Here is a 24329-nt window from a genome sequence, read left to right as displayed (position 1 = left end):
GGACATTTTGATCTCACATGAGAAGGGGCGATATTCTAACGCTGCGCGAGAATCTGCCGAAAATCGGCCATGTTGTGCGATGGTCGCGGTCGCTGCGGGGCGGGCTACAGGGGCGATTACGATCCGCTCCCCGCATTGTGGCCGTCTAGCACTTGCTAGTGTGAGTAAAGGAATGTGGTGCCATCACTGCAAGAACTGAACGGTGGGATAGAAAACCGGCGGCTTCAATGTTCGAGACAATCCGCAGAGAAATGAAAGAGTTGGTCGGGCTGGTTCGTCGCACGACCGAGTGGGACATGCCAATCGCGCATGGAAGGTGGACCTGGACGCCGTGTCGCCGGAAGCACTGGCCGCTCATCGTGCAAATACCGCACGCATCGCAGAGCTGACCGATAAGTACGGCATTTGAACAAGAAAGCACGATGACAATCTCACTCGATGTGCCAAAGGTGATTTACCGCAAGGAGATTGACCCTCTCGCTAAGGATGCTGAAGGTACCGCTTGGTGCCACATCGATTGGACGTGCCTCAACGACTCGCCCACGGCTGCAGCAAAGCGGATTCGCCATGCAGCGCGTGACCTGCGTAGTCGAGCATAGGAAAGAAGGCATGCATCTTCGCCAAACCATTCGGTTTAGCGGCTTAACCTGTGCCGGTTTCGCCGGGTAATTACAGAAGCCGGCAACTGCTTCGCTCAATGCAGGTCTGGCGGTACGTAGTGGACCCCGAATTGCTCCGCCAGTTGCGCGAGCCGCCGATCGCGCGTCCAGACCTTAGTGCTCGGGGTCAACAGCACCGACGCCAGCAGCGTGCAATCCACCGCACCGCATCCGCGCCCATACAGCCGTTCCCACTCGATCCAGTCCGCTACCTCGCCCGGCGTCGCGAGGCGCGTTTGGCGCAATAGCGCGAGATCTCCCAAGGTTCGGGCCCGCGGTTCGGGCGGCGTCCCGCACGTGAGCTCGAGCATCACTAGGGTCTGTTTACATTCGATGAAATGTGTTTACATCTTGTCTTTTGCGCGAGCAGGCCGAGATGATTCGAACGTTATTGAGCGACTAGGTATGGGCACGAATCGAATCAGTGTTGCCGGGCAAGGAAGGCGATCCGGGGCGAACGGCGGCCGACAATCGCTGGTTTGTCGAAGCCGTCCTCTGGATTGGCCGGACGGGCTACCCCTGGCGCGATTTGCCGAAAGAGTTCGGCCGATGGCATACGGTGTACATGCGCTTCTCTCGGTGGCGTCGCAAAGGCGTGTGGGAACGCGTGGCACACACCTTGTCCGGCGAGACGGAGATCAAGTGTGTGCTGATCGACTCGACCATCGTGCGTGCGCACCAGCATTCGGCCGGGGCTCGAAAAAAAGCGGCCCGCAAGCGCTCGGCCGCTCGCGCGGCGGACTGACGACCAAGTTGCGTCTGGCCGTCGACGAAGCCGGGCGGCCTCTGCGAATGATCGTCACCGAAGGACAGGTCTCGGACATTTCGTGTGCGCACGAATTGGTCGAGCATCTGCGCACGGGTGCCGTGATTGCTGACAAAGGCTACGACTCGGATGCCTTCGTGAACACCATCCGCGCTACGCGTGCGAAGGCCGTTATCCCGCCGCGCTCGAACCGAACGACCAAGCGTCGGTACAGCCGCGCGCTGTATCGAACTCGGAACATCGTCGAACGCTTCTTCAATCGCATCAAACATCTTCGTCGCGTCTCCACTCGTTACGACAAGCTCGCCGGCAACTATTTCGCCTTCGCGGTGCTTGCCTGCGCCTTGGGGCCGCTGGTGAGAATGTGAACAGGACCTAGTGCTGCACGGCACCGGACGGCCGTAATGCGGGCAGCGCTTCGTCATCGCTGGGTTGCTACGCAACGACGTTTCCATCCGCACCATACAATTCGCAGTCGTCGCCCTGCACCCGCGCACCGAGCTTCTGGGCGATCTCCCACATTTTGGCGAGTATTTCGGCATCGGGATTCTTGACGACAACGTCACCTCTGCCGAAATCAAACCACGCCATGTTCCCGTTGGCTGCATGGCCCGAATACGCCACCCATACGGCCAGTCCTTCGCTTTCCACGCGAAGGACTGCGCCGCTGCCGACCTTGGCTTCGGCGTATCCGTCGAGGCGCATTTCTTCGTCCGATGCTACAAGATCCCGCCACTCGTCAATGTCGATCTGCGGTTCGTCGTCGAACCAATTCGTTTTACGCGTGATGCGAACGTCGTATCCCATGAGCTCGTTTTCCTATGGCTTTCCGATTAGATACAGCGAACCTGTCAGCGCGAGGACGATCGCGCCAGCTAGGCCCCCACAACTTCCGACCAGAATCTCGTTGGCGCTTCTTCCCTCGAAAGAACCTGCCCGGCTTTCGTACGAATGCGGCCGCCGCGATACGTTGCGACACCGTACCAGGCAGCGAGTAGCACAAGCTGCAGAGCCGCGTCGTGAAATAAAAACCCGATAATCGCCTGCCTTTTCACCGCGTGCAATCTCATCCCCGAATGCATCTGGCGATCGCCATCAACATCGACAGTACCGCGAAAAAGAGACGAGCCTTCAAGTTCCCAATGATTCGCGGCAACTCCGCGCGTTCATCCGCCGTCATGCCTCGTGCTCGGACGCCAAAGTAGATGAACGCGCAGCCATTATCACCGGCACGACAACGTCATGCACCGGACCGAAGACTTGGCTTCCGTATGTCTGTGACATCTGCTTTTTTCCTGTCGCCGACCCTCGCCGACGTTTTCCGCTGCGTTTATTCCCGACCGCCGTTTATGCGATATATCGTGTTGTCAACGTCTGCTTGCGCTCGCTTCAGGTGCGTACACAGTCCTTGCGGCTCTCCAGAGTCGCCACATTTGCTCTCGGCGATCGCCATCTGAATCTCTTCGTTCGCGGCACGAGCGGCCGCCAACTGCGACTCTTTTGCGTCGTCGGACGCTTGATGCTGGTTGCAACCATATGCAAGCACTGAAATAAGCGCAACGATGTATGCGGCGGTTCTCATTGGTCTTGGTTTCCGATGGCGGCGGCGTTGAAGCTGGCTGGAAGCAGATGATGATCGCGTTCGTCCTGCTGGAACAGGTATTTGCCGTTCATGTGCCTGGCCAGCCCATCGAGATCTGGGAAGAGCGTGGCAGGCGTCCCCTTTGTACGTCTCCATGCCGGCTATGTCGGGAAGCACCGCAATATTCGTCTTGGATTCCGCGAGGTAGCACGTGAGGTCTGACGACTCGAAGTAGTTTGCGTCTACAACTTTTCGCATGTGCGACTAACGTCTCAGGCAACGGTTCGGTGTTGACGTCGGGTATCGGCCATGCCCTGATGCCCTGTCCTTGCGAATTGGATGGAATTGGCGATGCTCGACAGCATAAGAGAATCCCATGGAACCATCAGAAAAGACCGTTTGATCGATCTACAACGCTCCCCGAGAATTCGAACTCGAAATACGTGAACGACAAACCGGACGCGGCATCGGATGTCAGTCCGGCGCCAGACCCAACCTTGGTCCCTGATCCTTGCGCGATGCGGAGTCGTGCAGGCAGCCGGAAGCGACTACACATAATAAGGAAGCGTGGCGGAGATGAAGAGCGGCACTCACTCGATCGAGCAAAGCGTCACAAGAAAGTTCATCTGGCGTATCGTTCCGTTCCTGACCGTCTGCTACGTGTTTGCGATCCTCGACCGCAATAACGTCGGCCTTGCCGCGCTGCAGATGAACCAGGACCTTGGCCTGTCCCGATCGACCTTCGGCTGGGGTAGCAGCCTGTTTTTCATCGCGTATTTCCTGTTCGAAATTCCCAGCAACCTCCTTCTCCAGAAATTCGGGGCCCGCATCTGGCTGGCACGCATCATGATCAGCTGGGGCTTGACCGCGACGGCCATGGCGCTGGTCAAAGGACCGGTGTCGTACGGCATAGCGCGATTCGTGCTCGGAGCCACCGAGGCGGGTTTCTTCCCCGGTGTGCTGCTCTACCTCACGTTCTGGCTCCCCGCCGCGTACCGGGCCCGTGTCATCGCGCTGTTCATGGTCGCGATTCCGCTGTCGGGCTTCTTCGGTTCGCAGGTTTCCGGATGGCTCCTGTCGCTCGACGGCTTGCAGGGCCTGCGTGGGTGGCATTGGCTGTTCGTTGCGGAGGGGCTTCCGGTGTTCGTGTTCGGGATCGTCTGCCTGTTTCTGCTGACGGATCGTCCTGAGCACGCGTCCTGGCTGACATCTGCCGAGAAGGCATGGCTCGCGTCGCGGTTGCAGGCCGAGCGCGACACGGCCCGGCCGATCGCCGACATCTCCACGTGGCAGTTGCTGCGTAATCGACAAGTCTGGGGCCTGACGCTCGCGTGTGCGGCGGCACTGGCGGCTGGCAGCGTACTCGGTGTGTGGCAGCCGCAACTGATCAAGGCGCACGGCCTCACGGACATCGAAACGGGCATGCTCAACTCGATTCCGTACGGTATCGCCTCCGTTCTGATGGTGATCTGGGGATGGCGTTCCGATCGGACGGGCGAACGGAGATGGCATACCTGCGTACCGCTACTCCTGATTGCCGTCGGCTTCGGCTTTGCCGGCTCGGTCGATAACCTCGCGACCGTTCTCGCACTACTGTCGTGCGTGCTGATCGGAGCCTACTCGTTCAAGGCACCCTTCTGGGCGCTGTCGCTCGAGTTGCTGACGCCACGGGTCGCGGCCGTTGGTCTCGCGGGCATCAACGCAGTGGGGACTCTGGCGGGAGGTTTAATGGTCAACGTGTACGGCATCATCCTCGATAAGACCGGCAGCCCGAGCCTGGCCATGATGCCGACCGCGATCATGGGTCTGGTGGGCGGAATCGTCATCCTGACCGTTGCGCGCAGCGGCGGCGCGCGCGTCGCCGGCACGCGCGCATGATGCCGCACCGCCGGGGCCGGGCAAGCCCGCCCTGCAGACAAAGGACGTCCGGATTACACGCCGGTGCGCGTGGCACGGACAATCGCTTCACCACCACCCTGCTTTACACGACTCCTGTTTTCACCTCGATACGGTTCCGATTCATTCTGCAATCCTTAAATATAGAATATTCCGGAGGGCTGCATGGTTTCAACGATTCACGAACCCAACGAAGCATTCGTAAAGCTTGACGATTCAGAAGCCGCGTCGATTCGCGTCGCCCTGGAAGGGATCGAGTACGATCCTGGCGGCGGCGTCGAGTATCTATCGACGCTGAGAAAGGCTGTCTACTCGCGCTTTCCGGACAGGCTGATCCGGCTCCTGGAGGCGTTGAAGGAATCCAGCGGATCGCACGCGCCCTACCTTGTCGTAGACAATCTACCGATCGACGGCAACATCACGGGAAGTCCATCGTTTCATGAAACCGGCGCGACTTTCAAGGCGGGCGTGCTGAGCGAAAACCTCCTGTCCGCCATCGGCGCGGTAATCGCAGAACCCTATTCGATCTATCACGAAGGGCGCGAACTCATCAACAATCTGACGCCGCATTTGCACACCGCGCGCGATTACACAGGACTGGGATCGCTCGTCGAACTCGACTTTCATACCGAGAACGCCGCTCAGGCGCATATGCCGTACGGCGACACTTCGCCGATCGCGCTGATCCTGCTCGGCATCCGCCAGCAAGCCGGAGACGGGGAACCGGAAACGCATCTGTCGGATGCGCGAAAGGCGCTGGCGTTGCTCGACGACAGCGACATCCGGTACCTCAGAGAGAGGCATTTCATCATCCGCGTGCCCTATCGCTGGCGCGGAACCGCATCCGGCCCGCAGGACAACACCGAACTGTGTTCGATCGTATCCGGTCCCGCGGAGGCCCCTCGCGTCACGGTCGCGTTCTATCCCGACATGGTGCTTCCGGTGAACCAGAATGCCCGCACGGCGCTGGATCATTTCTATCAAGCCGTCAAATCCGTGTCCGTCGGCGTGAAGATTACCCCCGGCCGGCTGGTATACATCAACAATCGCTTCGCGCTGCATTCCCGCGACCGCTTCTCGCCAACGTTCGATGAAAACGGGCGTGCCAATCGCTGGGTGCAACGCATCTTTCTCGCGTCGAATCTCTGGAACTACCGGGTTTTCGATCGAACGCTGGCGCGCGTGTTCGATCCGAGCTGCCTCGGCAGGGACGACACGCGACCCGGCCAGCACACGAGCGTCGCGGCCTGATCGGCCGCGACGCGACGCCGGATTTGTGGCCCGATGTTCGCACACATCCGGCGCCGCCACCACGCGCGGTGCCGGTTGTGTCGCCCTCTCCTTCGTGATCTGGAAAATTCAGGAATACGGCGTGACAACTTCAAAAAACGCAACGGTCGCAAGCGTGGCGATCGTCGGTGGCGGCGCGGCATGTGTTTCCCTGCTGCATCAGATGATGCAGCTTTACGCCGACCGCCGGCCTGCCCCAATCGACATTTTGGTCTTCGAGAGAAAGTTTACCGTCGGGCCGGGCCTGGCCTATCAAGAAGACGGCCGAGAACTCGTCCTGAACCGCGTCGCGGACGCGATGTCGATCTCCCCGACCGACGCAACCCTGTTTTCCCGCTGGATGTTGTGGAAGGCCAGTTACTCGCGCGAGATTTGCGAGGCGACGGGCGAGGGTTTTCCCGATACCTATGTGGCGCGGCGGCTGTTTGGACGATTCCTGCACGATGCTTTCCTCGAAATCCAGCGCGTCGCAGCGGGTTGCGGGATATCCGTGCGGGTGATCCACGAAACAGTCACCGCGATTGATCGCCGTTCGGTCCCGTGCGTGCGGACGGCATCGGGCAGCTGGCCGGCCACGCACGTCGTTCTGGCGACCGGTCACACCAACCCCAAGGATTACTACGGGCTCGCGGGCCACGATCGCTATCTCCACTTCGCGTACCCGGTCAGCAAACATCTCGAGACGCTGCGGTCCGCCACGTCGATCTGCATCCTCGGCGCGAGCCTGACCGCGATCGACGTTGCAGTGAGCCTGCAGGCAGCCGGATATCATGGGCGTATCGACATGCTTTCCAGGCGCGGCCTGCTGCCGTACGTCAAGGGAAAAAGCTATCCGCCCCATACCCTTCGCCACCTGACCGGGCACGCACTGACGCAGATGACGGGCGCCGGGACCGCCAAGATCGGCTTGCGAACGATGTTCCGTCTGTTCCGGCGGGAACTGCGCGCTGTCGGTGTGGACTGGAAAGTCCTGTTCGGCGCGGAATACGGTCCGGCCGACGTGCATCTCGACGCACAAATCAGGAGCGCTGGCGAAATCAAGCCATGGTCGCCAGTATTCCGCGCGCTGAACGGCCTCGTGCACGATCTCTGGCATGCGCTCGACCAAGCATCGCAGCATCTCTTCCTGGCTCGCTTCGCCCGACGCTGGATGTCGATTCGCACACCGATCCCGCTTCAGAACGCCACTCGAGTGCAGGCGATGATGCGGACCGGCCAGCTTCGGATCCTGTCCGGGTCGGCAACCTTCGCCGCGACCCCGTGTGGCCGGATCGACATGACGCGGAACGACGGCGCAGTACAGCGCTACGACATGGTCGTCAACGCGACGGGAACGGCGACCTGCATCGACACACCAGACGACTCGGCGCTGATCTGGTCGCTTCTCCAGTCCGGAATCGCCGATCGGGATGCAAGAGGCGGGATCAAGGTCGACTTCGAAAGCGGCGCGCTCGTGTCCCGCACCGGATCGATCGATCCGAACATTCGTGCGCTCGGTCATGTGACGAGCGGTACCTATTTCTACGTCGATTCACTGGACATGATCTCGCGCCAGGCCGAACGCATCGCAAGGGCCCTGGCAATGCAATTCGACACGCGCCCGCAGCCCGTCGCCGCCCGTGATATCGCGGGATCCCCGGTTCTCAGTCTGACCATCTAATCGCCGAGCATGAAACTGCACAACTACTTCAACAGTTCGACTTCCTACCGCGTACGCATCGCGATGCGCCTGAAGAACATCGACTATCACTACGTGCCCGTCAATCTGCGGGCGAACGAGAACGGCGCGCCCGAGTATCTGGCGCTGAATCCTGCCGGCGGCGTCCCGTTGCTTGTGCAGGAGGACTTCACGCTACACCAGTCGATCGCGATCATCGACTGGCTCGACCATGTCGCACCGGAACCGCGATTGCTGCCGCAAGAGCCGGTGACGCGGGCGAGAATCCTGGAATTGTCGTATGCAATCGCGTGTGACATCCATCCGGTCAACAACATGCGGGTACTCAAGTACCTCGGCCAGACCTTCGACGCGACCGACGCGCAGAAAGCGCAGTGGTATCGGCATTGGGTGCACGAGGGATTCATCGCTGTCGAGAGCCTGCTGAGCAAGTATCGCCGCGGCGCACTCTGTTTCGGCGACGAACCGACACTGGCCGAATGCTGCCTCGTTCCGCAGATTACCAATGCGCTTCGCATGGGATGCGACTTCTCCAGCTTCCCGATCTCGATAGAGATTTTCGACACATGCATGACGATCCCGGCCTTTCTGGATTCGGCACCCGCTGCCCAGCCCGATTTCCAGCCTTGACGCGACGCCTCGCTGCGTGCACGGCGCGGGTAGGTCCGCCAACACGAACGAATGCATAAAGGAAGGCCCCGACAATGAATACGGTTACCCAGCAGCCCTCCGCAGGCAACGCGAACGGAATGGGCCTGACGCTCGCTGCGACGAGCTTCGGGTTCGTCGTCGTGCAGCTCGACGTGACGATCGTGAACGTCGCGATGCCGACCATCGGTGCCGGATTCGGCGCCGGTGTCCAGGGGCTCCAGTGGATTGTGGATGCCTACACCCTGGCATTTGCGGCGTTGCTGCTGCCCGCCGGCGCGATCGGGGACCGGTTCGGCAGCCGCCGCGTGTTCAGCGTCGGGCTCGTCCTGTTCGCGCTTGCGTCGCTCGCGTGCGCGGCCGCGCCGTCGATCGCGACCCTCGTGCTGGCGCGAGCCACGCAGGGAATCGGCGCCGCGCTGATCCTGCCCGCGTCGCTCTCGCTCCTCTCCCATGCCTGCGCCGGCGATTCGGAGGCACGTGCACATGCCGTCGGCTGGTGGACCGCCATCGGCGGCGTCGTGAGTGCGCTCGGTCCGGTCGTCGGCGGCATCCTGACGAGCAGCCTGGGGTGGCGGTGGATCTTCTTCGTTAACCTGCCCATTTGCGCAATCGGCCTGCTGATCACGCGTCGCCATGTCGCGGAAACGGTTCGCCTGCCCGCGCAACGGCTGGACATCGGCGGTCAGTTGCTGGCGATCGTCGCGCTGGTCTTCTTGACGCACGCCGTGATCGAGGCCGGCGTGCACGGGTGGTTGTCGGCGGCCGTGTTGTCCGGTTTCGCCGTCGCGGCAGTGGCGACCGCCGCCTTCATCGTCAACGAAACGCGGGTCGCCGCGCCGATGATTCCGCTGCGCCTCTTCCGAAGCCGTGTGCTCTCAGTGTCGGTCCTCATCGGGATCATCACGAACCTGACGTTCTACGCGCTGATCTTCGTACTCAGCATCTATTTCCAGCGCGCCAGAGGCTATACGCCGACCGAGACGGGGCTGGCCCTGCTCCCTTTCACCGCCATCATGCTGGCGAACCTGACCAGCGCCCATCTCGCCAAACGTTTCTCGCGACGCACCCCGATCATCCTCGGCAACGTCATGTCGGCCGTCAGCTTCGCGTTGCTGCACGGCATCGACGACGGCACGCCCTACCTGTGCGTCTTGCCTGCGTTGCTCCTCCTCGCGCTAGGCACGGGCATGAGTACGCCGGCGCTTACCTCGTCGATCCTCGCAAGCGTCGAACCGACGCGCGCCGCCACCGCGTCGGCGATCTTCAGCGCATCGCGCCAGATCGGCAGCGCGCTCGGCGTCGCGCTGGTCGGGTCGCTGCTGGCGGGCGAGCCGACGCAGATCGCCGCTGGCGCGGCCGTCTCGTTCGACGTGTCCGCCGGTCTGCGTCTTGCCAGCGCGCTGCTGGCCGCGGTCTGTCTTTGACTTCCCTTGCCCAGAGGAACGCTTCATGTCACGTCTGATCGTAATCGGTACCCGCAAGACGGGCAGTAGCTTGGCCCTGGTCCGTGCGGCACTCGACCGGAACCTGAACGTCACGGTGATCGGTAGCCCGGACGACGCTCTGCAGGGCGTCTTCCCCGCGCAGGTCGACATCGCATGCATGGCGCGGGATGCCGACGTCATCACCGCCTGGATTCGCGAACACCATCCCGATCCGGACCGCTCTCTACGCGTCACCACCGCCAACGATTCCTATGCGGCCGTCGCTGCCACGGTCGCGGACGCGCTGGGGCTCCCGGGCCCTGATGCACCGTGCGTAGTGCGGGCCGCGTCGAAAGCACAACAAAAGGAATTGTTGGCAGACTGCGGCATACCGAGCGCCGAATGCCTCGTTGTCAAGCTGTCCGACCTGCCGGTATGCCATCGCCAGCTGGACTATCTGCGCTTCCCGGTCGTGATCAAGCCGGTCGGCGGCACGGCCGGTTACGGCGTGAGGCGCTGCGACAGCCGGCATGATGCGCTGGACTATCTGGCGTCGCTGTCTTGCCTGGCCCGGACCGAAACCCGCGCCGACGCCGGCGACGCGGTCCTCAGCGAGACCTACCTCGCCGGAAGCGAATACTGCGTCGAATATTTCGATGGTCGATACGTCGGCGCGCTGCGCAAGCTGAAACGGTATGGCGAAGGCTTCCTGGAGCGCGGCTATACGTCCGAACTCGACCTCGACGAACCGTCGCTGCGACGCCTGATCGACTGCAGCACGGAGGCCGTCGTGCGCACCGGCCTGACCTGGGGGCCGGTGCATATCGACTGCATCGTCAGCGACGGTCGGCCGCATATCGTCGAGATCAACCCGCGCATCGCGGGAAGCTTCATTTGCGACATCGTGCGAGATGCATACGGCTTCGACGCGATCGCCCGGCTGCTCGACAAGCTGCAAGGCAAGCGCGTCGTCGTGCCCGAGCTGTGCGCGCCGGGCGCGTTCGCCCGCGTCGACTTCCTGCTCGACAGCGATCCCGTGCCGTGGGATTACACGCAACCCGGCGAACTGAAGAACGGCGACCTCCACATCAGCTACGGCCCGCAGCGGCTGCCGAGTCGTCGGCGTCGCGCCTATCTGTACCTGCGCAGTCCCTTTCAACCCGAAGCAGAGAGAGTCCCCAATGCAAAAGCCATTGATTGACACGGTTGCCATCGTCGACGGCGCATCGACCAGCGTGCACCTCGCGCCCGCGTTCCGCTCGTACGGGGTGAAGTGCGTCCACATCCTCAGCAGCGAATCGCTTCCCGACCGGCTGAAGGCGCAGATCAATTCGGGCGACTACATCCGCAACGTCGTGCATCGCGGCGATGTTCGCGAAACCGCCGACCAGTTGCGCGATCTCGACATCAGCGTCGTGCTGCCTGGCGGCGGCAGCGGGATCGAGCTGGCGTCCTGGCTCGCCGAAGCGCTAGGCGTTCCGCTGCGCAACCCGGTCGAGCTGGCCTGTGCACGACGCGACAAATTCGAGCAGATCGAGGCGCTGAAGCGGGCAGGCGTGCACACGCCACAACAGTTTCAGGCGCGCTCGGCGCAAGAGATCGTCGACTGGGCTCGAACCTTCGGCCGTTTGCCGGTCGTCGTCAAGCCGACGCGCGGCGCTGGCGTCAGCGGCGTGAAAATCTGCCGGACGCTCGCGCAGGTCGATGAAGCCGCCCGCAGCATCCAGGCAAGCACGTCGTACTACGGTGAAGTCCAGAAGGACATCCTGATACAGTCATACAGCGACGGGCAGGAATACATCGTCGACGCGGTCTCCTTCGACGGTCGGCACAAGGTGATTAGCGTGTGGGAGGTCGAGCGCGAGCGCGGTCATTCGCCGCGACTGGAAAAAATGCTCGTGGTCGACCACACCGAGCCCCGCTTCCGCGAGTTGATCGCGTACGCGTTCAAGGTGCTCGATGCCGTCGGTCTGCACTACGGCCCATCACACATGGAATTGATCGTCACCGCCGACGGGCCGGTCATCGTCGAGCTGAATTCACGTCTGCACGGCAGCCTGGACCCACGGCTCACAACCGCCGTGACCGGGCGGAATCACGTCTCGGCAACGGTCGAGGCGTTCTTGAACCCGGTACTGTTCGAGCAGACACTCGACGAGCCGCCCCACTTCAGCGGTTTTTGCGGCCACGTTCTGCTCGTGTCTCCGCGCGCCGGGATCATGAGCGCCGACTTTCCGTGGACGTCGATCGAACGGCTGCCGTCGTGTGTCGGTGTGAAGCGGTGGGCCAAGGCGGGCGACACGCTCAGCGTCACGACGGACCTCCAGACCGCGCTCGGCACCGTGGCCCTGTTCGATACGCAGTTCGATCAGTTGGTCGCCGACTGGAAAGCGATCCGTGAAATCGAAGGCCGCCATTTCGCGGAGACGAATGCAATCGGCATCTAACGGGGCGGCTGCCCGTGCGCTGGCGGCTCGCCAGTGCACGCAGCGCCAGCACGCAGCCCGTTGAAGTCGCCTCGTCGTGAAACAGGTGACGGGTGTCGGGACGGCCACGTGCCGGATGTTCAAAACGTATCGGTCGATTGCCGAAGGTGATGAAGCAGAAAATCGTGGAACGCTTGCGCGGCCGGTGACAGCGATCGCCCGCAGTGAGTGAATATGTAGAACGCACGGCTAATGACCGGATCGACCAGCGGGCGCACCTGCAATCCGTACAGCGACACCAGCGATCGTGCGTACGAGAGACAGACTGTCACGCCGAGGCCCGCGTTCACCATCGACAACGCGGTGGACATGAATGCCACTTCGCTGGACGGCGACAGGTTGAAATCGCGCGCCCCCCGAAGGTAGCCGGACAGAGTTTCGGTGAACTGCCCGCGCAACGAAATGAATGGCAATGCCGCAAGATCTTCCCAGCGCAGCTTCGCCTGCTGTTCGAGGACGTGCCCGGGCGGAAGCACCGCGATGAACGGTCGCTCGAACAGGAAGGCGGAATCGATGTCGCAATGTGTGTCGCGCTCGGGACCGATCCCGAAATCGACCTCCCGCGCAACGACATGCGCAGTCACGTTGTCGACCATACAGTCGGAAACCTGGACATGGATGCCCGGATACTGTTTGCCGAATGCGGAAATGGCACCAGGCAACATGGTGGACGACAGCAGTTGAGGCGCCGCGACGCGAACCGTTCCCGTTCTCAGATTTTTCCGGTTCAGGAGGTCGGCCGTGACGGTATCAAGTTCTCCCAGTATCTTTTCGATCAGCGGATAAATATCGGCACCGACATCCGAAAGACGAACGCGGCGCGCCTTTCGATCGACGACTTTCAAGCCGATTACTTCTTCCAGTTCCTTGATAAGACCGCTAAGCGCCGATTGAGTCACCGAAAGATTGCCGGCCGCAAGGGTAAAGCTTCCGGTACGAGCAACTGCAACGAATGCCCTCAGTTGTCGGAGAGTAACGTTCATTAGCGAACCTCTTCAGCACACCACGAATTACTGCTCTAAGGACCCGCCCGAGGCGCCGAAATCTGGCTATTCCATTGCCCGGGAGTTCGCGCGTTCCATCAGGCAACCGGCTCAGGCAAGCCGGATTCGCCGATCAAACCGATTGCAAGTTGGTTTATTCAGGGCGTAGCGAGCGACCGATGAGCGTAGCATACGGACGCACCTGACGTGGAAGAAATCTGTTTCTGCATGGCGGATGTGTTGGGCAATTGAAAGAATTAGTTCTACTTCCTGAGTATGTTGATCCTGCCTGTCGCACGCATACGAAATGGCTCAGGTAATGGATCGAATTAACACATCCCATTCTTATGTCCCACGTCGTAACTCAATTCGACTGCTTCCACCGCGCCCGAGGCCAGTCATTGCCACGATGCACGAGTCGAAGTCGCCCGAAGCGAATATATTTACACTGTTTACGGAAAGTCACTTTTCTCGATAAATACGAAATCCCGTGTGTAGGATGGGAAAATGAACTCAGTGGAAAACTTTCGGGCATTTCTTGCTGTAGTCGAATCAGGCAGTTTCTCGAATGCCGCACGCCGCCTGAGTCTGTCCGCATCGGTCATTACGAAACGAATCGGTGCGGTCGAAGAGGAAGTCGGCGAACTGCTGTTCGTGAGAAGCACGCGGCGCCTTGAGCTGACCGCGACGGGCCGCGAGATGATTCCTCTGGCACGCGAATTCCTCAGCTCATACGAACGCATCGTCAATGTAACGGCGCACGGCACGCGAGAATTGTCCGGCAGCTTGCGAATCAAGGCGCCGATTTCGTTCACCGTGCATTTCATCGGAGAGGTGCTGAATGAATTCCTGCTCGAGCATCCGAAGATCAATATCGATCTTCAACTGACGAACCGGCCCGTCAACCCGTTGACCGAGAATCTCGACATGGTGATCACTGGCTTGCCGACATCGTTCGACGGCGTTGACGAACTGCCACTCTGCCCGTTCCGCAGGATCGTGTGCGCGGCGCCGTCGTATCTCGAACGAATGGGCGAGCCGATTCATCCGAGCGACCTGCAGAATCATCGTTGCCTGTTGTACTCGTATGTCGAGCCCGCGCGGGTCTGGATGTTCAAGAGTGCGCAGGCGGGCAATATCGACGTCAGCGTGAACGGCCAGTTCCACAGCAACGATATCGAGGCCATGCATTGCGCGGCCGTCAGCGGGCTCGGCATCGCGATCCTGCCGCGCTATCGCGCGCAGGCGAGCCTCCAGAAAGGCGAGCTGGTCGAGATTCTCGGACTGTACGAACTGCCGGACCTCTGGATCAAGATCCAGCGCCCGTCGCATCACAACAAGTCCTTGCTGCTCGCGCGCTTGACAGACCATCTGGTGTCGCGCGTGCAGCATATCAAGGAGCGCCATCCGAGTCTTTGAGTTCGGCAGGCCGGACGCTGTATATCGTCTCCGTCCGGGAAGAGCAACCATACGCCAAAATAGCGAGGCATGCGTGCGAGTACCTGATGAATACCTGATCGACGCCTCCGAGCAGGCCCTGTTCCGCGTCGATCGCGCAGCATTCACCGACGAGGCCCTGTTCCGCCGTGAGCGCGAAACGATCTTCTCGACCTGCTGGCTGTATCTCGGTCACGCATCCGAGTTGCCGCACGCGAACGACTTCATCACGCGCAGTATCGCCGGCCGGCCGATCATCGTGGTCCGTGACGAAGCCGGCACCATTCACGCCCATCTCAATGCCTGCCGACACCGGGGTACCCAGGTCTGCCCGGCCACGCGAGGCAACCAGGCCCGTTTTCAGTGTCCCTATCACGGCTGGACCTATGCGAATACGGGCGAACTGGTCGGCCTGCCGGGCGCGGATGCCTATACCGGCGGCTTCCGTCGCGAAGAACTGGGCCTGATGCCGGCCGGCCGCGTCGATTCATACCGCGATTTCTATTTCCTGAACTTCTCGGCCGATGCGGAGCCGCTCGCCGATTATCTCGGCGACACGCGCTATTACCTCGATCTGATATGCGACCAGCTCGACGGCGGCTGGGAGGTCGTGCACGGCTCGTACCTGCACAGCATGCAGATCAATTGGAAGGTGCTCGCGGACAACAGCACCGATCTCTATCACCTGCCGTTCGCCCACCGGCGCTACCTCGATTTCCTGAGCGGCGAAGGCACGCAGGAGAACTCGTTTCGGCGCACCGGCGAAGTCGTTCATCTCGGCGGCGGGCACGCGGTCGCGAAGAGCTCCCCACCGTCGGGTGGGCGACCGATTGCGTGGTGGGCACCGGCATTTCCCGAGTCGCATCGTCCGCGCCTCGATGCGTTGCGTGCATCGCTCTACGAGAAGTACGGCGAACGCAAGGCGCGCGACATGTGCGAAACCAATCGCGGCCTGTTCATCTTTCCGAACCTGATCGTCAACGACAACATGGCCGTCACGCTGCGCACGTTCGAACCAGTGGCCGTCGACCGGATCGCGATTCAACTCTGGGCACTGGCGCCGAAAGACGAGGCACCAGAGGCGCGCAAGCTGCGACTCGATTCGCTGCTGACCTTCGTCGGCCCGGGCGGCTTCGGCACGCCGGACGACGTCGAGATCCTGGAGTCATGCCAGCGCGCGTATGCCGCGCCCGAGATCCGCTGGAACGACCTGTCGCGCGGCATGGCACGCGATGTGCCGCTCCATACTGACGAATATCAGAATCGTATCTTCTGGCGAGAGTGGCGGCGCCGCGTCGCGGTGACTGATCCGCGCGACGCGGCGGCAGGAGGCGCACGATGAATGCAGCGATTTCGGAGACGATGCTCGCGGCACTGTCGCTCGACCTCCGACTGCGGCAGTTCCTCTATCGCGAAGCCGACCTGCTCGACCGCTGGCAACTGCGTGAATGGCTCGACCTGTTTACGGAAGACGCCGTCTATCTTGTCCCGACGACCGACCACCCTGCGCCGCAGCCCGACTGCGATCTGACGTTGATCCACGACGACCGGCGCCGGCTCGCTTACCGGATCGATCTGCTGCTCGGCGGCCGGGCATGGGCCGAGCATCCTGCGTCGAGGACCCGGCGCGAGATCAGCAACGTGATGCTCGTCGACCGGCGCGATGCGACGCTCGACGTGCAATCGAACTTCACGATCCGGCGCTTCCGGCATGGCGGCATGCACACTTTCGTGGGCCACTACCGGCATCAGCTCGTCGACCGCGACGGAATCCTGCGTATTCGGCGCCGCACCGCCGTGCTGGATCACGAAACGCTGACCCCGCATGGCATGGTCAGCATCATCTTGTAAATCTCCGGGAGCACATCGTGTCAGGCAATACCATCGGCAAGAATTTTTCCGTCACCACGTATGGCGAAAGCCACGGCGACAGTATCGGCTGCATCATCGACGGCTGTCCGCCGGGATTGCGGATCAGCGAAGCGGACCTGATGCCGGACATCGAGCGGCGCAAGACAGGCCGCTCCCGCTTCGTCAGCCAGCGCCAGGAAGACGATGCGGTCCGGATCATGTCCGGCGTGCTCGACGGCGTGACGACCGGCACGCCAATCGGCCTGCGCATCGAGAACATGAACCAGCGCTCAAAGGATTACGACTCGATCCGTCACCTGTTCCGGCCAGGTCATGCCGACTACACCTACTACAAGAAATACGGGCTGCGCGAGCATCGCGGCGGCGGCCGCTCGTCCGCGCGCGAAACGGTCGTGCGCGTTGCCGCCGGCGCGATCGCCAAGAAGTATCTGGCCGATCGCCACGGCATTCGCGTGCGTGGCTATCTCGCGCAGCTCGGCCCAATCCGGATGCGTGCGGTCGATCTCGATCAAGCGGACGACAACGTGTACTTCTGCCCCGATCCGGATCGGATCGGCGAGATCGAAACCTTCATGGCCGCACTCACGAAAGCCGGCGACTCGATCGGCGCGCGCGTCAACGTGATCGCATCGGGCGTCCCGGCCGGCCTCGGCGAGCCGATCTTCGACCGGCTGGACGCCGATCTCGCGCATGCGCTGATGAGCATCAGCGCAGTCAAGGGCGTGGAGATCGGTTCGGGATTCGCGTCGATCGAGCAGCACGGTACCGAGAATCGCGACGAAATCACGCCGGACGGGTTCACCAGCAACAACGCCGGCGGCATTCTCGGCGGCATCTCATCGGGACAGGACATCCTCGCGAGCATCGCGCTCAAGCCGACCGCAAGCCTGCACCTCGAGGCGAACACGGTGGACGTCGACGGCCAGTCGGCCGTGATCTCGACGCACGGGCGCCACGATCCGTGCGTCGGCATTCGTGCGACGCCGATCGCCGAGGCCATGGTCGCCATCGTGCTGCTCGATCACCTGCTGCGCCACCGCGCGCAGAACTTCGACCTGCTCACCCGGCAAGGTGCGTGGGCGACGGATACCGACAACTGACACAAAACGAGAGGGCCAGCCGATGAATCCGCATACCGAATCCGCTTCGATCACGTCCGACCGCGTACGCGGCGGCGTGGCGCCGCACCGGGTCGTCCCCCACCCGGAATCGCAACGCCTGCTCCGGGTCGCATTGCAGAGCGACGACATCCGGCTGTTTCTCGACGACACCGCGCACATCACGACGCGCTCGCTCGAATATGTTCCGTACAGCCGCTTCACGCTGACCGAATCCGTCCAGCGGATCTGGGGAACGTCGCTAATCGACACCCTGCGTGCGTTGATCGTCACGCGCCGCAGCGGCGGCTTCGTGCTGGATATCGCTGAAGCCACCACGAACGACGAAGACCTGATCCGCTTCACGACTGCGCTCGCGCATGCGATCGGCACGCCTGACAGCGATGTGCTGTCAGGCAAGTTCTACGCGCGGTTGCCGGTGCAGAGCAAGGACGTGACGCCGCAGAGCAGCAACCTGTTCCAGCCGTACAGCACCTTCGGGCTGCATACCGACGGTGCTGCATCGCCGAGCCCGACCACCGACTGGCTCGTGTTCGGGAAGACCGTCGAGCGTCACGTCAAGGGCGGCCGCAATCGGCTCCTGCACCTCGACGACTGGCGGGACCTGCGACGCTTCGCGGACGCGCCGCAGGGCCGCAAGCCGTTCTTGATCGCGCTGCCGCCATCCAACGATCCGCGTCAGCAACAATGGGGCAACAACGTACGCAGCCAGCCGCTGGACCGGCCGATCTTCTTCGATTGGCGCGACGAGCTGTGCGTGCGTTTTGCCGACCAGTTCATCCATCCGACGACGATGGAAGACGCTGCGTACCTGCGCGAGTTCGTCGAGTCGATCGAATCCGATCCGGCGGTCGAGTACCTGACGATTCCGGTCGGTTCGATGATGTTCCTGAACAACAACTACTGGCTGCACGGTCGCGAGGTGTTCGAACCTCACCCGGAACTGTTCCGCGAAATCATCCGGATGCGCGGCATGTTGCGCGCAGAGTAAGCGGCCCGCGGATTCGCTCCGATCTGACGAGGATCACCCATGACCCAGCAATCTGAAGCGGATCGCCCCGTCGCTCTCGTGACCGGCGCGAGCCGCGGAATCGGCCTGGCTGTGGCGCGCGGCCTGGCCGCCGACGGCTATACCGTGGCGCTCGTCGCGCGTACCCCGGCGGCGCTCGATAATGTTGCCGCCGACATCGCGGCGTCCGGCGCCGCGCCGCCGATCGCGCTTGCGCTCGACGTCGGCGACGAAGCCGGGGTCGGCGACGCGGTCCGGGCCGTGCATGCGCGGACCGGCCGGATCGACGTGCTGTTCAACGGCGCCGGTATCGTCCGACGCGGTACCGCTGCATTAAGCGACGCCGACGCGCGCGCGCTGCTCGATACCAATCTGCTTGGCGCACTCAACGTGATTCGCGCCGTCGCACCGTTCATGCGGCGCTCGCGCAGCGGCCACATCGTCAATGTCGCGTCGCGCTCCGCGCTGCTGCCGAAGGCCGGCAACGGCGGTTACGCGGCCAGCAAGGCCGCGCTGCGCGCATACGGCGATGCGTTGTACCAGGAACTCGCACGCGACGGCGTCAAGGTCACGACACTGTGTCCGAGCTACGTGCACACGGAGCAGAGCGCCCGCCAAACGTGGCTGTCCGACGACGACAAGATTCCGACGGACGACGTCTATCGGACCGTGCGGTATCTGTTGTCGCTGTCGCGGGCAGCGTCGGTGCGCGAGTTGACCATCGAATGCACGCACGTCGTTGCGCATGGGGAACAGTACGTATGAGCATTTCGACCGTCGTCCTGATCGGTTTCAAGTCGTGCGGCAAGAGCACCTACGGGCCGCTGCTGGCCGCGCGCCTGCAGGGCCGGTGCGCGGATCTCGACCGTATGCTCGAGCGGCGGCATGAGGCCGCGACCGGCGAGCCGCTCGCGGCACACGAGATCTTCGAGCGGCACGGCGCCGCGCATTTCGCGCACCTGGAAGGCGTCGCGCTTGACGAACTGTGCGCCGCCGGAGATGACGAGCATGCGCGTCCGGCCGTGCTCGCGACGACGGGCGCGACCGCACTGTCCATCGCCAATGTCGCCCGGCTGCGTCAGCTGGGCCCGCTCGTGCTGCTCGATACGCCGCGCGAGACGATCCGCCGACGCTGGTTTTCCGGGCGCCTGCCGGCGTTCGTCGATCCGGACGATCCCGACGCCTCGTTCGCACGCGTATACGACGAGCGCGAGCCGGCTTACCGGTCCGCGGCGGATTTCATCGTCGCAACGGGGAGCGCGACGGATGCCAACGTGATCGATACGATCGTCGCGCTGCTGCGCGGCGCACTGCCGGCGGCCGGCGCGGCGGCGGACTAGATGGCCGACGCCGGGATTGCCGCTGCGCGGCCGCTCGAGGGCGTCTCGAAACACGTCGCAACCGGTTCGATCATGCTGGCGACGATCCTGACCGGCCTCGACAGCACGATCGCCAACGTCGCGCTGCCGCAGATCCAGCGCAGCCTGGGCGTGTCCCAAGACGCGGTCGTGATGGTGCTGACGTCTTACGTCGTCGCCACGGCGATCGCCACGCCGCTCGTCGGCTGGCTGGCCGGGCGACTGGGACGCAAGGCGCTCTATCTGCTGTCGATCGCCGGCTTCACGGGCGCGTCGATCGGGTGCGGCGCCGCGACGACGCTCACGCTGCTCGTATGGGCCCGCATTGCGCAAGGCGTATTCGGCGCCGCATTGATCCCGCTGTCGCAAGCGCTGATCCTCGACATCAATCCGCAGGAAAACCACGCGCGCGCACTGTCGCACTGGGGAGCCGGCGTGATGCTTGGACCGATTCTCGGTCCGGTGATCGGCGGTCTCGTCGGCCAGTGGCAAGGATGGCGCTGGGTGTTCTACGTGAACGTGCCGGTCGGGCTGCTTGCGTTCAGCGGCGTTGCGCTCTGGATCGGTCGAACCGCCGCCGCCCGTGCAAGGCCCTTCGACGTCGTCGGCTTCATCACGTTGTCGGCGGCGGTCGGATTTCTGCAGACGGTGCTGGATACCGGCCAGCAAACCGGATGGTTCCGGGCGCCCCGCATCGTCGCGGCCACCGCGATCGCCGTTGTCGCGTTCGCCCTGTTCGTGCGGCACGTCATGCGCACGCCGACCGGCGGCTTCTTCGAGCGGCGCCTCCTGGCCGACCTCAACTACGTGACGGGCCTCTGCTTCACTGCAATCGTCGGCATCGTCCTGTTCGCCACACGCGCGCTGCTGCCGCAGTTGCTCGTGCACGTCGAGCAATACTCGATCGTCGCGACGGGCCTGCTGATGGCGCCGACCGGCGTCGGCACGCTCGCCGCGATGCTCGCCGCGGGCGCTGTCATCAAGCGCATCGATCCGCGGCGCCTGATGGCGAGCGGTTTCCTCGTCGCCTCGCTTGCGCTGCTCGAGCTCTGCCTGCTGGAGCGTCCTGTCTTGCCCGCGTCGATCATCGTGTCCGGCACGTTGCTCGGCGTCGGGCTCGGGCTCATCTTCGCACCGCTGAACGCGGCGACGTTCGCGACACTGAATGCCGGATTGCGTGCGGACGGCGCCGCGATCTTCGCGCTGGCGCGCAACGTCGGCAGCAGCGCTGGTGTCGCGTTGATGCAGTCGCTGCTCACCCGCTTCACCGAAGCAAATCTCGCCACCCGCGCGTGGGCCGACGCCGCATTCGCTGCATACCTGACCGACTTCCGGCTGCTGCTGGCGATCAATCTCGTCGCAATACCATGGGTATGGGTCATGAAATACCGGCGCGCGTAGCGGCGGCCGGCATTTCGCACTTTCCGGCCAGCGACATTTTCCCGTCTGCCACTTGGTGGGCCACGCAATGCCCGCGACAATCCGGCTGACGCATTCGACGATGCGCACGATAACAACCGCTCGACGGCGGAACAAGGAGACAACCGTGAAACGATTCCTGGCGTGCATGCCAGTCGTGGCATGCACGCTCGCCCATGCGCAAAGCAGCGTGACGCTCTACGGAGCCGTTGACGCAGCTGTGACCTATACCAACAACCAGAAAGGCGCGTCGGCGTATCAGGCGTCCAGCGGTGGACGCGCCGGCGACAAGTTCGGACTGCAGGGTATCGAGGATCTCGGCGGCGGCCTCAGGACCGTGTTCGTGCTCGAGTCCGGATTCAGCATCGAAGACGGCAGCGAGCAACCGTCCAACACCTTGTTTGGCAGGCAGGCCTACGTGGGCCTGAGCGGCGGGTGGGGCACCGTGCTGCTCGGCAGGCAGTACACGTTGACCAACGACTACCTCGGACCGCTCGGCACCGACACGTTGTTCGCGGGCGGACTCGGCGCAACGCTGGGCGATCTCGATGCTTCGTGGAACTACAACAAGATCAGCAACGTGATCAAGTTCAACAGCAACGCCTATCTCGGCTTTCGATTTAGCACGATGTATAGCCTGGGTGGTGTCGCCGGCCATTTCGCCGCGAACCGCGTCTACGGCTTCGGCGCTTCATACGTGCGCGGTGGCCTGACCGTAGCGGCTGCCTACATGAACATGTCGACACCGGCGACGTCGGTATTCTGGGCGAACACCGCGCCCATCGCCGGCGCGGCGTATGCACTTCCCGTCACGAACCCGATCTACTCTGCCTACACGACGGCGGGCACCCAGCAGGTCGCCGGCGCAGGCGCCGGTTACACGTTCGGCCGCTCGGAAGTCACGGTGCTCTATACCAACGTGCGGTTCCAGGACATCGTTCGCACCCTGGCGAACCCGGGCGTGCAACCGAACGCGGCGCTCAACAGCTACCAGATCAACTACCAGTTCCGGTTTACCCCGGCGACGATGGCCGGCGTCGGCTACCAGTACGGCGCGGCGCCACATGCGACCTACCAGGCGGTCGACCTGGGCGCTGCTTACTTCCTGTCGAAAAGCACGTACCTCTATGCGATCGGCGTGTGGGCGCATGCGAGCGGCACCGATTCGACCGGACAGCACGCGGTCGCCGATCTGCTCGGGCTCGCGCAGTCGAGCAATAGCAGCCAGCTGGCGCTGCGCATCGGCCTGCGGCACCTGTTCTGATCCTTCGCGCACCGCTTATCCGGAGAACCAGATGAACATTCCCGCCAGTGCAACCGCAGTGCAGCACCCGGCCAGCCGGGACGTCCAGCGCTTCATCGATGCCCATCCGCTGTCGGCGCTGCAAATCCGCGTTATCGCGTTGTGTCTGCTGATCGTCGCGATCGACGGCATCGACATCGGGCTCGCCGCCTATATCGCACCCTCGGTTCGCCGCGAGTGGGGTCTGTCGATCGCCGAGCTGTCTCCCGTGTTTGTGTCGGGGCTCGTCGGGATGATGGTCGGCTCGCTGATATTCGGGCCGCTGGCCGACCGCTGGGGTCGGCGGCCGGTATTGATCGCATCGGTCGCATTCTTCGGCGTCTCGACGCTCGCAACGCTCCTGATCGGCAACGTGTTCGGGCTGTCCGTGCTGCGCTTCGTTTGCGGAATGGGTATCGGCGGCGCGACGCCGACCGCCGCGACGCTGACCGCGGAATATGCCCCCGAGCGCCGCCGACTGTCGATCATCACCATCATGCTGTGCGGCAACTCGCTCGGCTCCGCGCTAGGCGGCGTGATCGCGTCGCATGTCATCACCCGTTTCGGCTGGCACGCGATGCTGGTGGTCGGCGGCGCGGTGCCGATCGCGCTGTTGCCGCCGCTGTGGTTCGGGCTCCCCGAGTCGATGCGCTTTCTCGCGCTGCGCCGCCCCGATGCGCAGCCCGCGCTGCGTGCACTGGCCCGCCGCATTGCCAGCAGCCGGGGCGATGTCGCATCCTGCGATAACGTGGCGTTCGTCGCCACCGAGCGGGAAGTCACGCGCGCGTCGGTACGCCAGTTGCTGTCACCCGCGTGTGCTCGCGGCACCCTGTTGCTGTGGACCACGTTCTTCATGGGCCTGATGGTCCTGTTCCTGATGGCGAACTGGCTGCCGACGATCCTCACCGCAGCTGGCGGCTCGATGCGCGCGGCATCGCTCACGACCGCGCTGTGGTCGGTCGGCGGCACCTGCGGCGGCTTGCTCCTCGGCCAAGCGATGGACCGCTTCCCGCCGCACCGGGTGCTCGCGCTCGCCTACACGGCGGCGTGCGTGCTGATCTTCACGGTTGGCCGGGTCTATGCGACTCCCTCACTCCTTGCGCCGATCGTGTTTCTCGCCGGCTTCTGCATCAGCGGATCGCAAGTTGGGATCAACGGCCTCGCTGCCGAGTTCTACCCGACGGCCGTGCGTGCGACCGGTGTCGCATGGGCGACCGGCATCGGCCGCATCGGCTCCATGCTGGGCTCGGCGCTCGGCGGTTACCTGCTCGCCGCGCGCCTGCCTTATGCCACGCTGTTCGCCACGACCTGCGTACCGATGCTCATCGCGGCGCTGTGCATGAGCGCCATGCGCCAGCGCAATGCGGACCCGAGCGGAGACCTGTCCTTCAACATCGCGAATCAACGGAAATCCTGACT

At 63.1% G+C, this 24329-nt stretch carries 21 protein-coding genes; 18 read left to right on the top strand and 3 right to left on the bottom strand.

The genetic code is table 11. The features are described 5' to 3' along the window. Nucleotides 1-694 precede the first annotated feature (694 nt). Nucleotides 695-970: a VapC toxin family PIN domain ribonuclease gene (locus tag DIE08_RS31120; RefSeq protein WP_124905461.1), complete on the bottom strand. Its 276-nt coding sequence runs from the start codon at nt 968-970 to the stop codon at nt 695-697. A gap of 104 nt (nt 971-1074) precedes the next feature. On the opposite strand from DIE08_RS31120, the gene DIE08_RS36415 reads away from it, so the two are divergent. Then, nucleotides 1075-1793 (top strand): IS5 family transposase gene (locus tag DIE08_RS36415; protein WP_409360422.1). Its coding sequence is split into 2 segments (ribosomal slippage): nt 1075-1375 and nt 1375-1793, totalling 720 coding nucleotides; the frame shifts between segments, so codons are not numbered across the junction. A gap of 67 nt (nt 1794-1860) precedes the next feature. Here the strand turns inward: DIE08_RS36415 and DIE08_RS31110 are convergent. After that, nucleotides 1861-2232, bottom strand: a complete 372-nt coding sequence (locus DIE08_RS31110) for a hypothetical protein (protein WP_124905459.1) — start codon at nt 2230-2232, stop codon at nt 1861-1863. Nucleotides 2233-3583: 1351 nt separating this feature from the next. On the opposite strand from DIE08_RS31110, the gene DIE08_RS31095 reads away from it, so the two are divergent. The 7 genes from DIE08_RS31095 (at nt 3584) to DIE08_RS31065 (ending at nt 12393) form a co-directional block, all read left to right on the top strand. After that, nucleotides 3584-4885: an MFS transporter gene (locus DIE08_RS31095; protein WP_124905457.1), complete on the top strand. Its 1302-nt coding sequence runs from the start codon at nt 3584-3586 to the stop codon at nt 4883-4885. Nucleotides 4886-5068: 183 nt separating this feature from the next. Then, complete coding sequence (locus tag DIE08_RS31090) at nt 5069-6154, top strand: TauD/TfdA family dioxygenase (RefSeq protein ID WP_124905455.1); 1086 nt, start codon at nt 5069-5071, stop codon at nt 6152-6154. Between the two features lie 94 nt (nt 6155-6248). Next, a complete protein-coding gene (locus DIE08_RS31085; RefSeq protein WP_185715924.1) occupies nt 6249-7853 on the top strand; it encodes an FAD/NAD(P)-binding protein in 1605 nt (534 codons plus the stop codon). A gap of 9 nt (nt 7854-7862) precedes the next feature. After that, nucleotides 7863-8501, top strand: coding sequence for a maleylacetoacetate isomerase (maiA, locus tag DIE08_RS31080; protein WP_124905451.1), 639 nt, complete (start codon nt 7863-7865; stop codon nt 8499-8501). A gap of 74 nt (nt 8502-8575) precedes the next feature. Next, the gene (locus tag DIE08_RS31075; protein ID WP_124905449.1) at nt 8576-9946 is read left to right on the top strand and encodes an MFS transporter; all 1371 of its coding nucleotides are present in this window, start codon (nt 8576-8578) and stop codon (nt 9944-9946) included. Between the two features lie 25 nt (nt 9947-9971). Further along, the gene (locus DIE08_RS31070; RefSeq protein ID WP_124905447.1) at nt 9972-11147 is read left to right on the top strand and encodes an acetyl-CoA carboxylase biotin carboxylase subunit family protein; all 1176 of its coding nucleotides are present in this window, start codon (nt 9972-9974) and stop codon (nt 11145-11147) included. After that, a complete protein-coding gene (locus DIE08_RS31065; protein WP_124905445.1) occupies nt 11128-12393 on the top strand; it encodes an ATP-grasp domain-containing protein in 1266 nt (421 codons plus the stop codon). Before DIE08_RS31070 ends, DIE08_RS31065 begins: the two co-directional genes overlap by 20 nt. Nucleotides 12394-12512: 119 nt before the next feature. Here the strand turns inward: DIE08_RS31065 and DIE08_RS31060 are convergent, their stop codons facing one another. Then, nucleotides 12513-13415 (bottom strand): LysR family transcriptional regulator, encoded by a 903-nt coding sequence (locus DIE08_RS31060; RefSeq protein WP_124905443.1) that lies wholly within the window; start codon nt 13413-13415, stop codon nt 12513-12515. Nucleotides 13416-13922: 507 nt separating this feature from the next. Here DIE08_RS31060 and DIE08_RS31055 point away from each other — a divergent pair. The 10 genes from DIE08_RS31055 to DIE08_RS31010 all read left to right on the top strand — a co-directional run bounded on the left by DIE08_RS31055 (nt 13923) and on the right by DIE08_RS31010 (nt 24327). Continuing rightward, nucleotides 13923-14834 carry a LysR family transcriptional regulator gene (locus DIE08_RS31055; RefSeq protein ID WP_124905441.1) on the top strand — a complete coding sequence of 304 codons (912 nt, stop codon included), beginning with the start codon at nt 13923-13925 and terminating at the stop codon, nt 14832-14834. A gap of 73 nt (nt 14835-14907) precedes the next feature. Then, nucleotides 14908-16194 (top strand): aromatic ring-hydroxylating dioxygenase subunit alpha, encoded by a 1287-nt coding sequence (locus DIE08_RS31050; protein ID WP_124905439.1) that lies wholly within the window; start codon nt 14908-14910, stop codon nt 16192-16194. Next, nucleotides 16191-16703 carry an aromatic-ring-hydroxylating dioxygenase subunit beta gene (locus tag DIE08_RS31045; RefSeq protein ID WP_124905437.1) on the top strand — a complete coding sequence of 171 codons (513 nt, stop codon included), beginning with the start codon at nt 16191-16193 and terminating at the stop codon, nt 16701-16703. Before DIE08_RS31050 ends, DIE08_RS31045 begins: the two co-directional genes overlap by 4 nt. A gap of 17 nt (nt 16704-16720) precedes the next feature. Beyond that, nucleotides 16721-17824, top strand: a complete 1104-nt coding sequence (gene aroC / locus DIE08_RS31040) for a chorismate synthase (RefSeq protein ID WP_124905435.1) — start codon at nt 16721-16723, stop codon at nt 17822-17824. Between the two features lie 22 nt (nt 17825-17846). After that, complete coding sequence (locus DIE08_RS31035) at nt 17847-18833, top strand: carbon starvation induced protein CsiD (RefSeq protein WP_124905433.1); 987 nt, start codon at nt 17847-17849, stop codon at nt 18831-18833. Between the two features lie 39 nt (nt 18834-18872). Further along, a complete protein-coding gene (locus DIE08_RS31030) occupies nt 18873-19616 on the top strand; it encodes an SDR family oxidoreductase (protein ID WP_124905431.1) in 744 nt (247 codons plus the stop codon). Continuing rightward, nucleotides 19613-20191, top strand: coding sequence for a shikimate kinase (locus tag DIE08_RS31025; RefSeq protein WP_185715923.1), 579 nt, complete (start codon nt 19613-19615; stop codon nt 20189-20191). The genes DIE08_RS31030 and DIE08_RS31025 overlap by 4 nt, the downstream gene beginning before the upstream one ends. Further along, the gene (locus tag DIE08_RS31020; protein WP_124905427.1) at nt 20192-21610 is read left to right on the top strand and encodes a DHA2 family efflux MFS transporter permease subunit; all 1419 of its coding nucleotides are present in this window, start codon (nt 20192-20194) and stop codon (nt 21608-21610) included. A gap of 145 nt (nt 21611-21755) precedes the next feature. Then, complete coding sequence (locus DIE08_RS31015; protein ID WP_185715922.1) at nt 21756-22892, top strand: porin; 1137 nt, start codon at nt 21756-21758, stop codon at nt 22890-22892. A 31-nt stretch (nt 22893-22923) separates the two neighbouring features. Then, on the top strand, nt 22924-24327 hold the full coding sequence (locus tag DIE08_RS31010) for an MFS transporter (protein WP_124905423.1): 1404 nt from the start codon (nt 22924-22926) through the stop codon (nt 24325-24327). The last annotated feature ends 2 nt before the right edge of the window (nt 24328-24329 follow it).

The organism is Burkholderia sp. Bp9004 (assembly GCF_003858025.1).
In the GTDB taxonomy this organism is placed as follows: domain Bacteria; phylum Pseudomonadota; class Gammaproteobacteria; order Burkholderiales; family Burkholderiaceae; genus Burkholderia; species Burkholderia diffusa.
This window is presented reverse-complemented; position numbering and strand designations above follow the sequence as displayed.

What these genes read in the sequence shown, in the direction of transcription:
- DIE08_RS31010 (WP_124905423.1), top strand. Translation starts at nt 22,924, where the DNA reads ATGAACATTCCCGCCAGTGCAACCGCAGTGCAGCACCCGGCCAGCCGG.
- DIE08_RS31020 (WP_124905427.1), top strand. Translation starts at nt 20,192, where the DNA reads ATGGCCGACGCCGGGATTGCCGCTGCGCGGCCGCTCGAGGGCGTCTCG.
- DIE08_RS31070 (WP_124905447.1), top strand. Translation starts at nt 9,972, where the DNA reads ATGTCACGTCTGATCGTAATCGGTACCCGCAAGACGGGCAGTAGCTTG.
- DIE08_RS31065 (WP_124905445.1), top strand. Translation starts at nt 11,128, where the DNA reads ATGCAAAAGCCATTGATTGACACGGTTGCCATCGTCGACGGCGCATCG.
- DIE08_RS31110 (WP_124905459.1), bottom strand. Translation starts at nt 2,232, where the DNA reads ATGGGATACGACGTTCGCATCACGCGTAAAACGAATTGGTTCGACGAC.
- DIE08_RS31095 (WP_124905457.1), top strand. Translation starts at nt 3,584, where the DNA reads ATGAAGAGCGGCACTCACTCGATCGAGCAAAGCGTCACAAGAAAGTTC.
- DIE08_RS31045 (WP_124905437.1), top strand. Translation starts at nt 16,191, where the DNA reads ATGAATGCAGCGATTTCGGAGACGATGCTCGCGGCACTGTCGCTCGAC.
- maiA (WP_124905451.1), top strand. Translation starts at nt 7,863, where the DNA reads ATGAAACTGCACAACTACTTCAACAGTTCGACTTCCTACCGCGTACGC.
- DIE08_RS31035 (WP_124905433.1), top strand. Translation starts at nt 17,847, where the DNA reads ATGAATCCGCATACCGAATCCGCTTCGATCACGTCCGACCGCGTACGC.
- DIE08_RS31120 (WP_124905461.1), bottom strand. Translation starts at nt 970, where the DNA reads ATGCTCGAGCTCACGTGCGGGACGCCGCCCGAACCGCGGGCCCGAACC.
- DIE08_RS31025 (WP_185715923.1), top strand. Translation starts at nt 19,613, where the DNA reads ATGAGCATTTCGACCGTCGTCCTGATCGGTTTCAAGTCGTGCGGCAAG.
- DIE08_RS31055 (WP_124905441.1), top strand. Translation starts at nt 13,923, where the DNA reads ATGAACTCAGTGGAAAACTTTCGGGCATTTCTTGCTGTAGTCGAATCA.
- DIE08_RS31090 (WP_124905455.1), top strand. Translation starts at nt 5,069, where the DNA reads ATGGTTTCAACGATTCACGAACCCAACGAAGCATTCGTAAAGCTTGAC.
- DIE08_RS31060 (WP_124905443.1), bottom strand. Translation starts at nt 13,415, where the DNA reads ATGAACGTTACTCTCCGACAACTGAGGGCATTCGTTGCAGTTGCTCGT.
- DIE08_RS31030 (WP_124905431.1), top strand. Translation starts at nt 18,873, where the DNA reads ATGACCCAGCAATCTGAAGCGGATCGCCCCGTCGCTCTCGTGACCGGC.
- DIE08_RS31075 (WP_124905449.1), top strand. Translation starts at nt 8,576, where the DNA reads ATGAATACGGTTACCCAGCAGCCCTCCGCAGGCAACGCGAACGGAATG.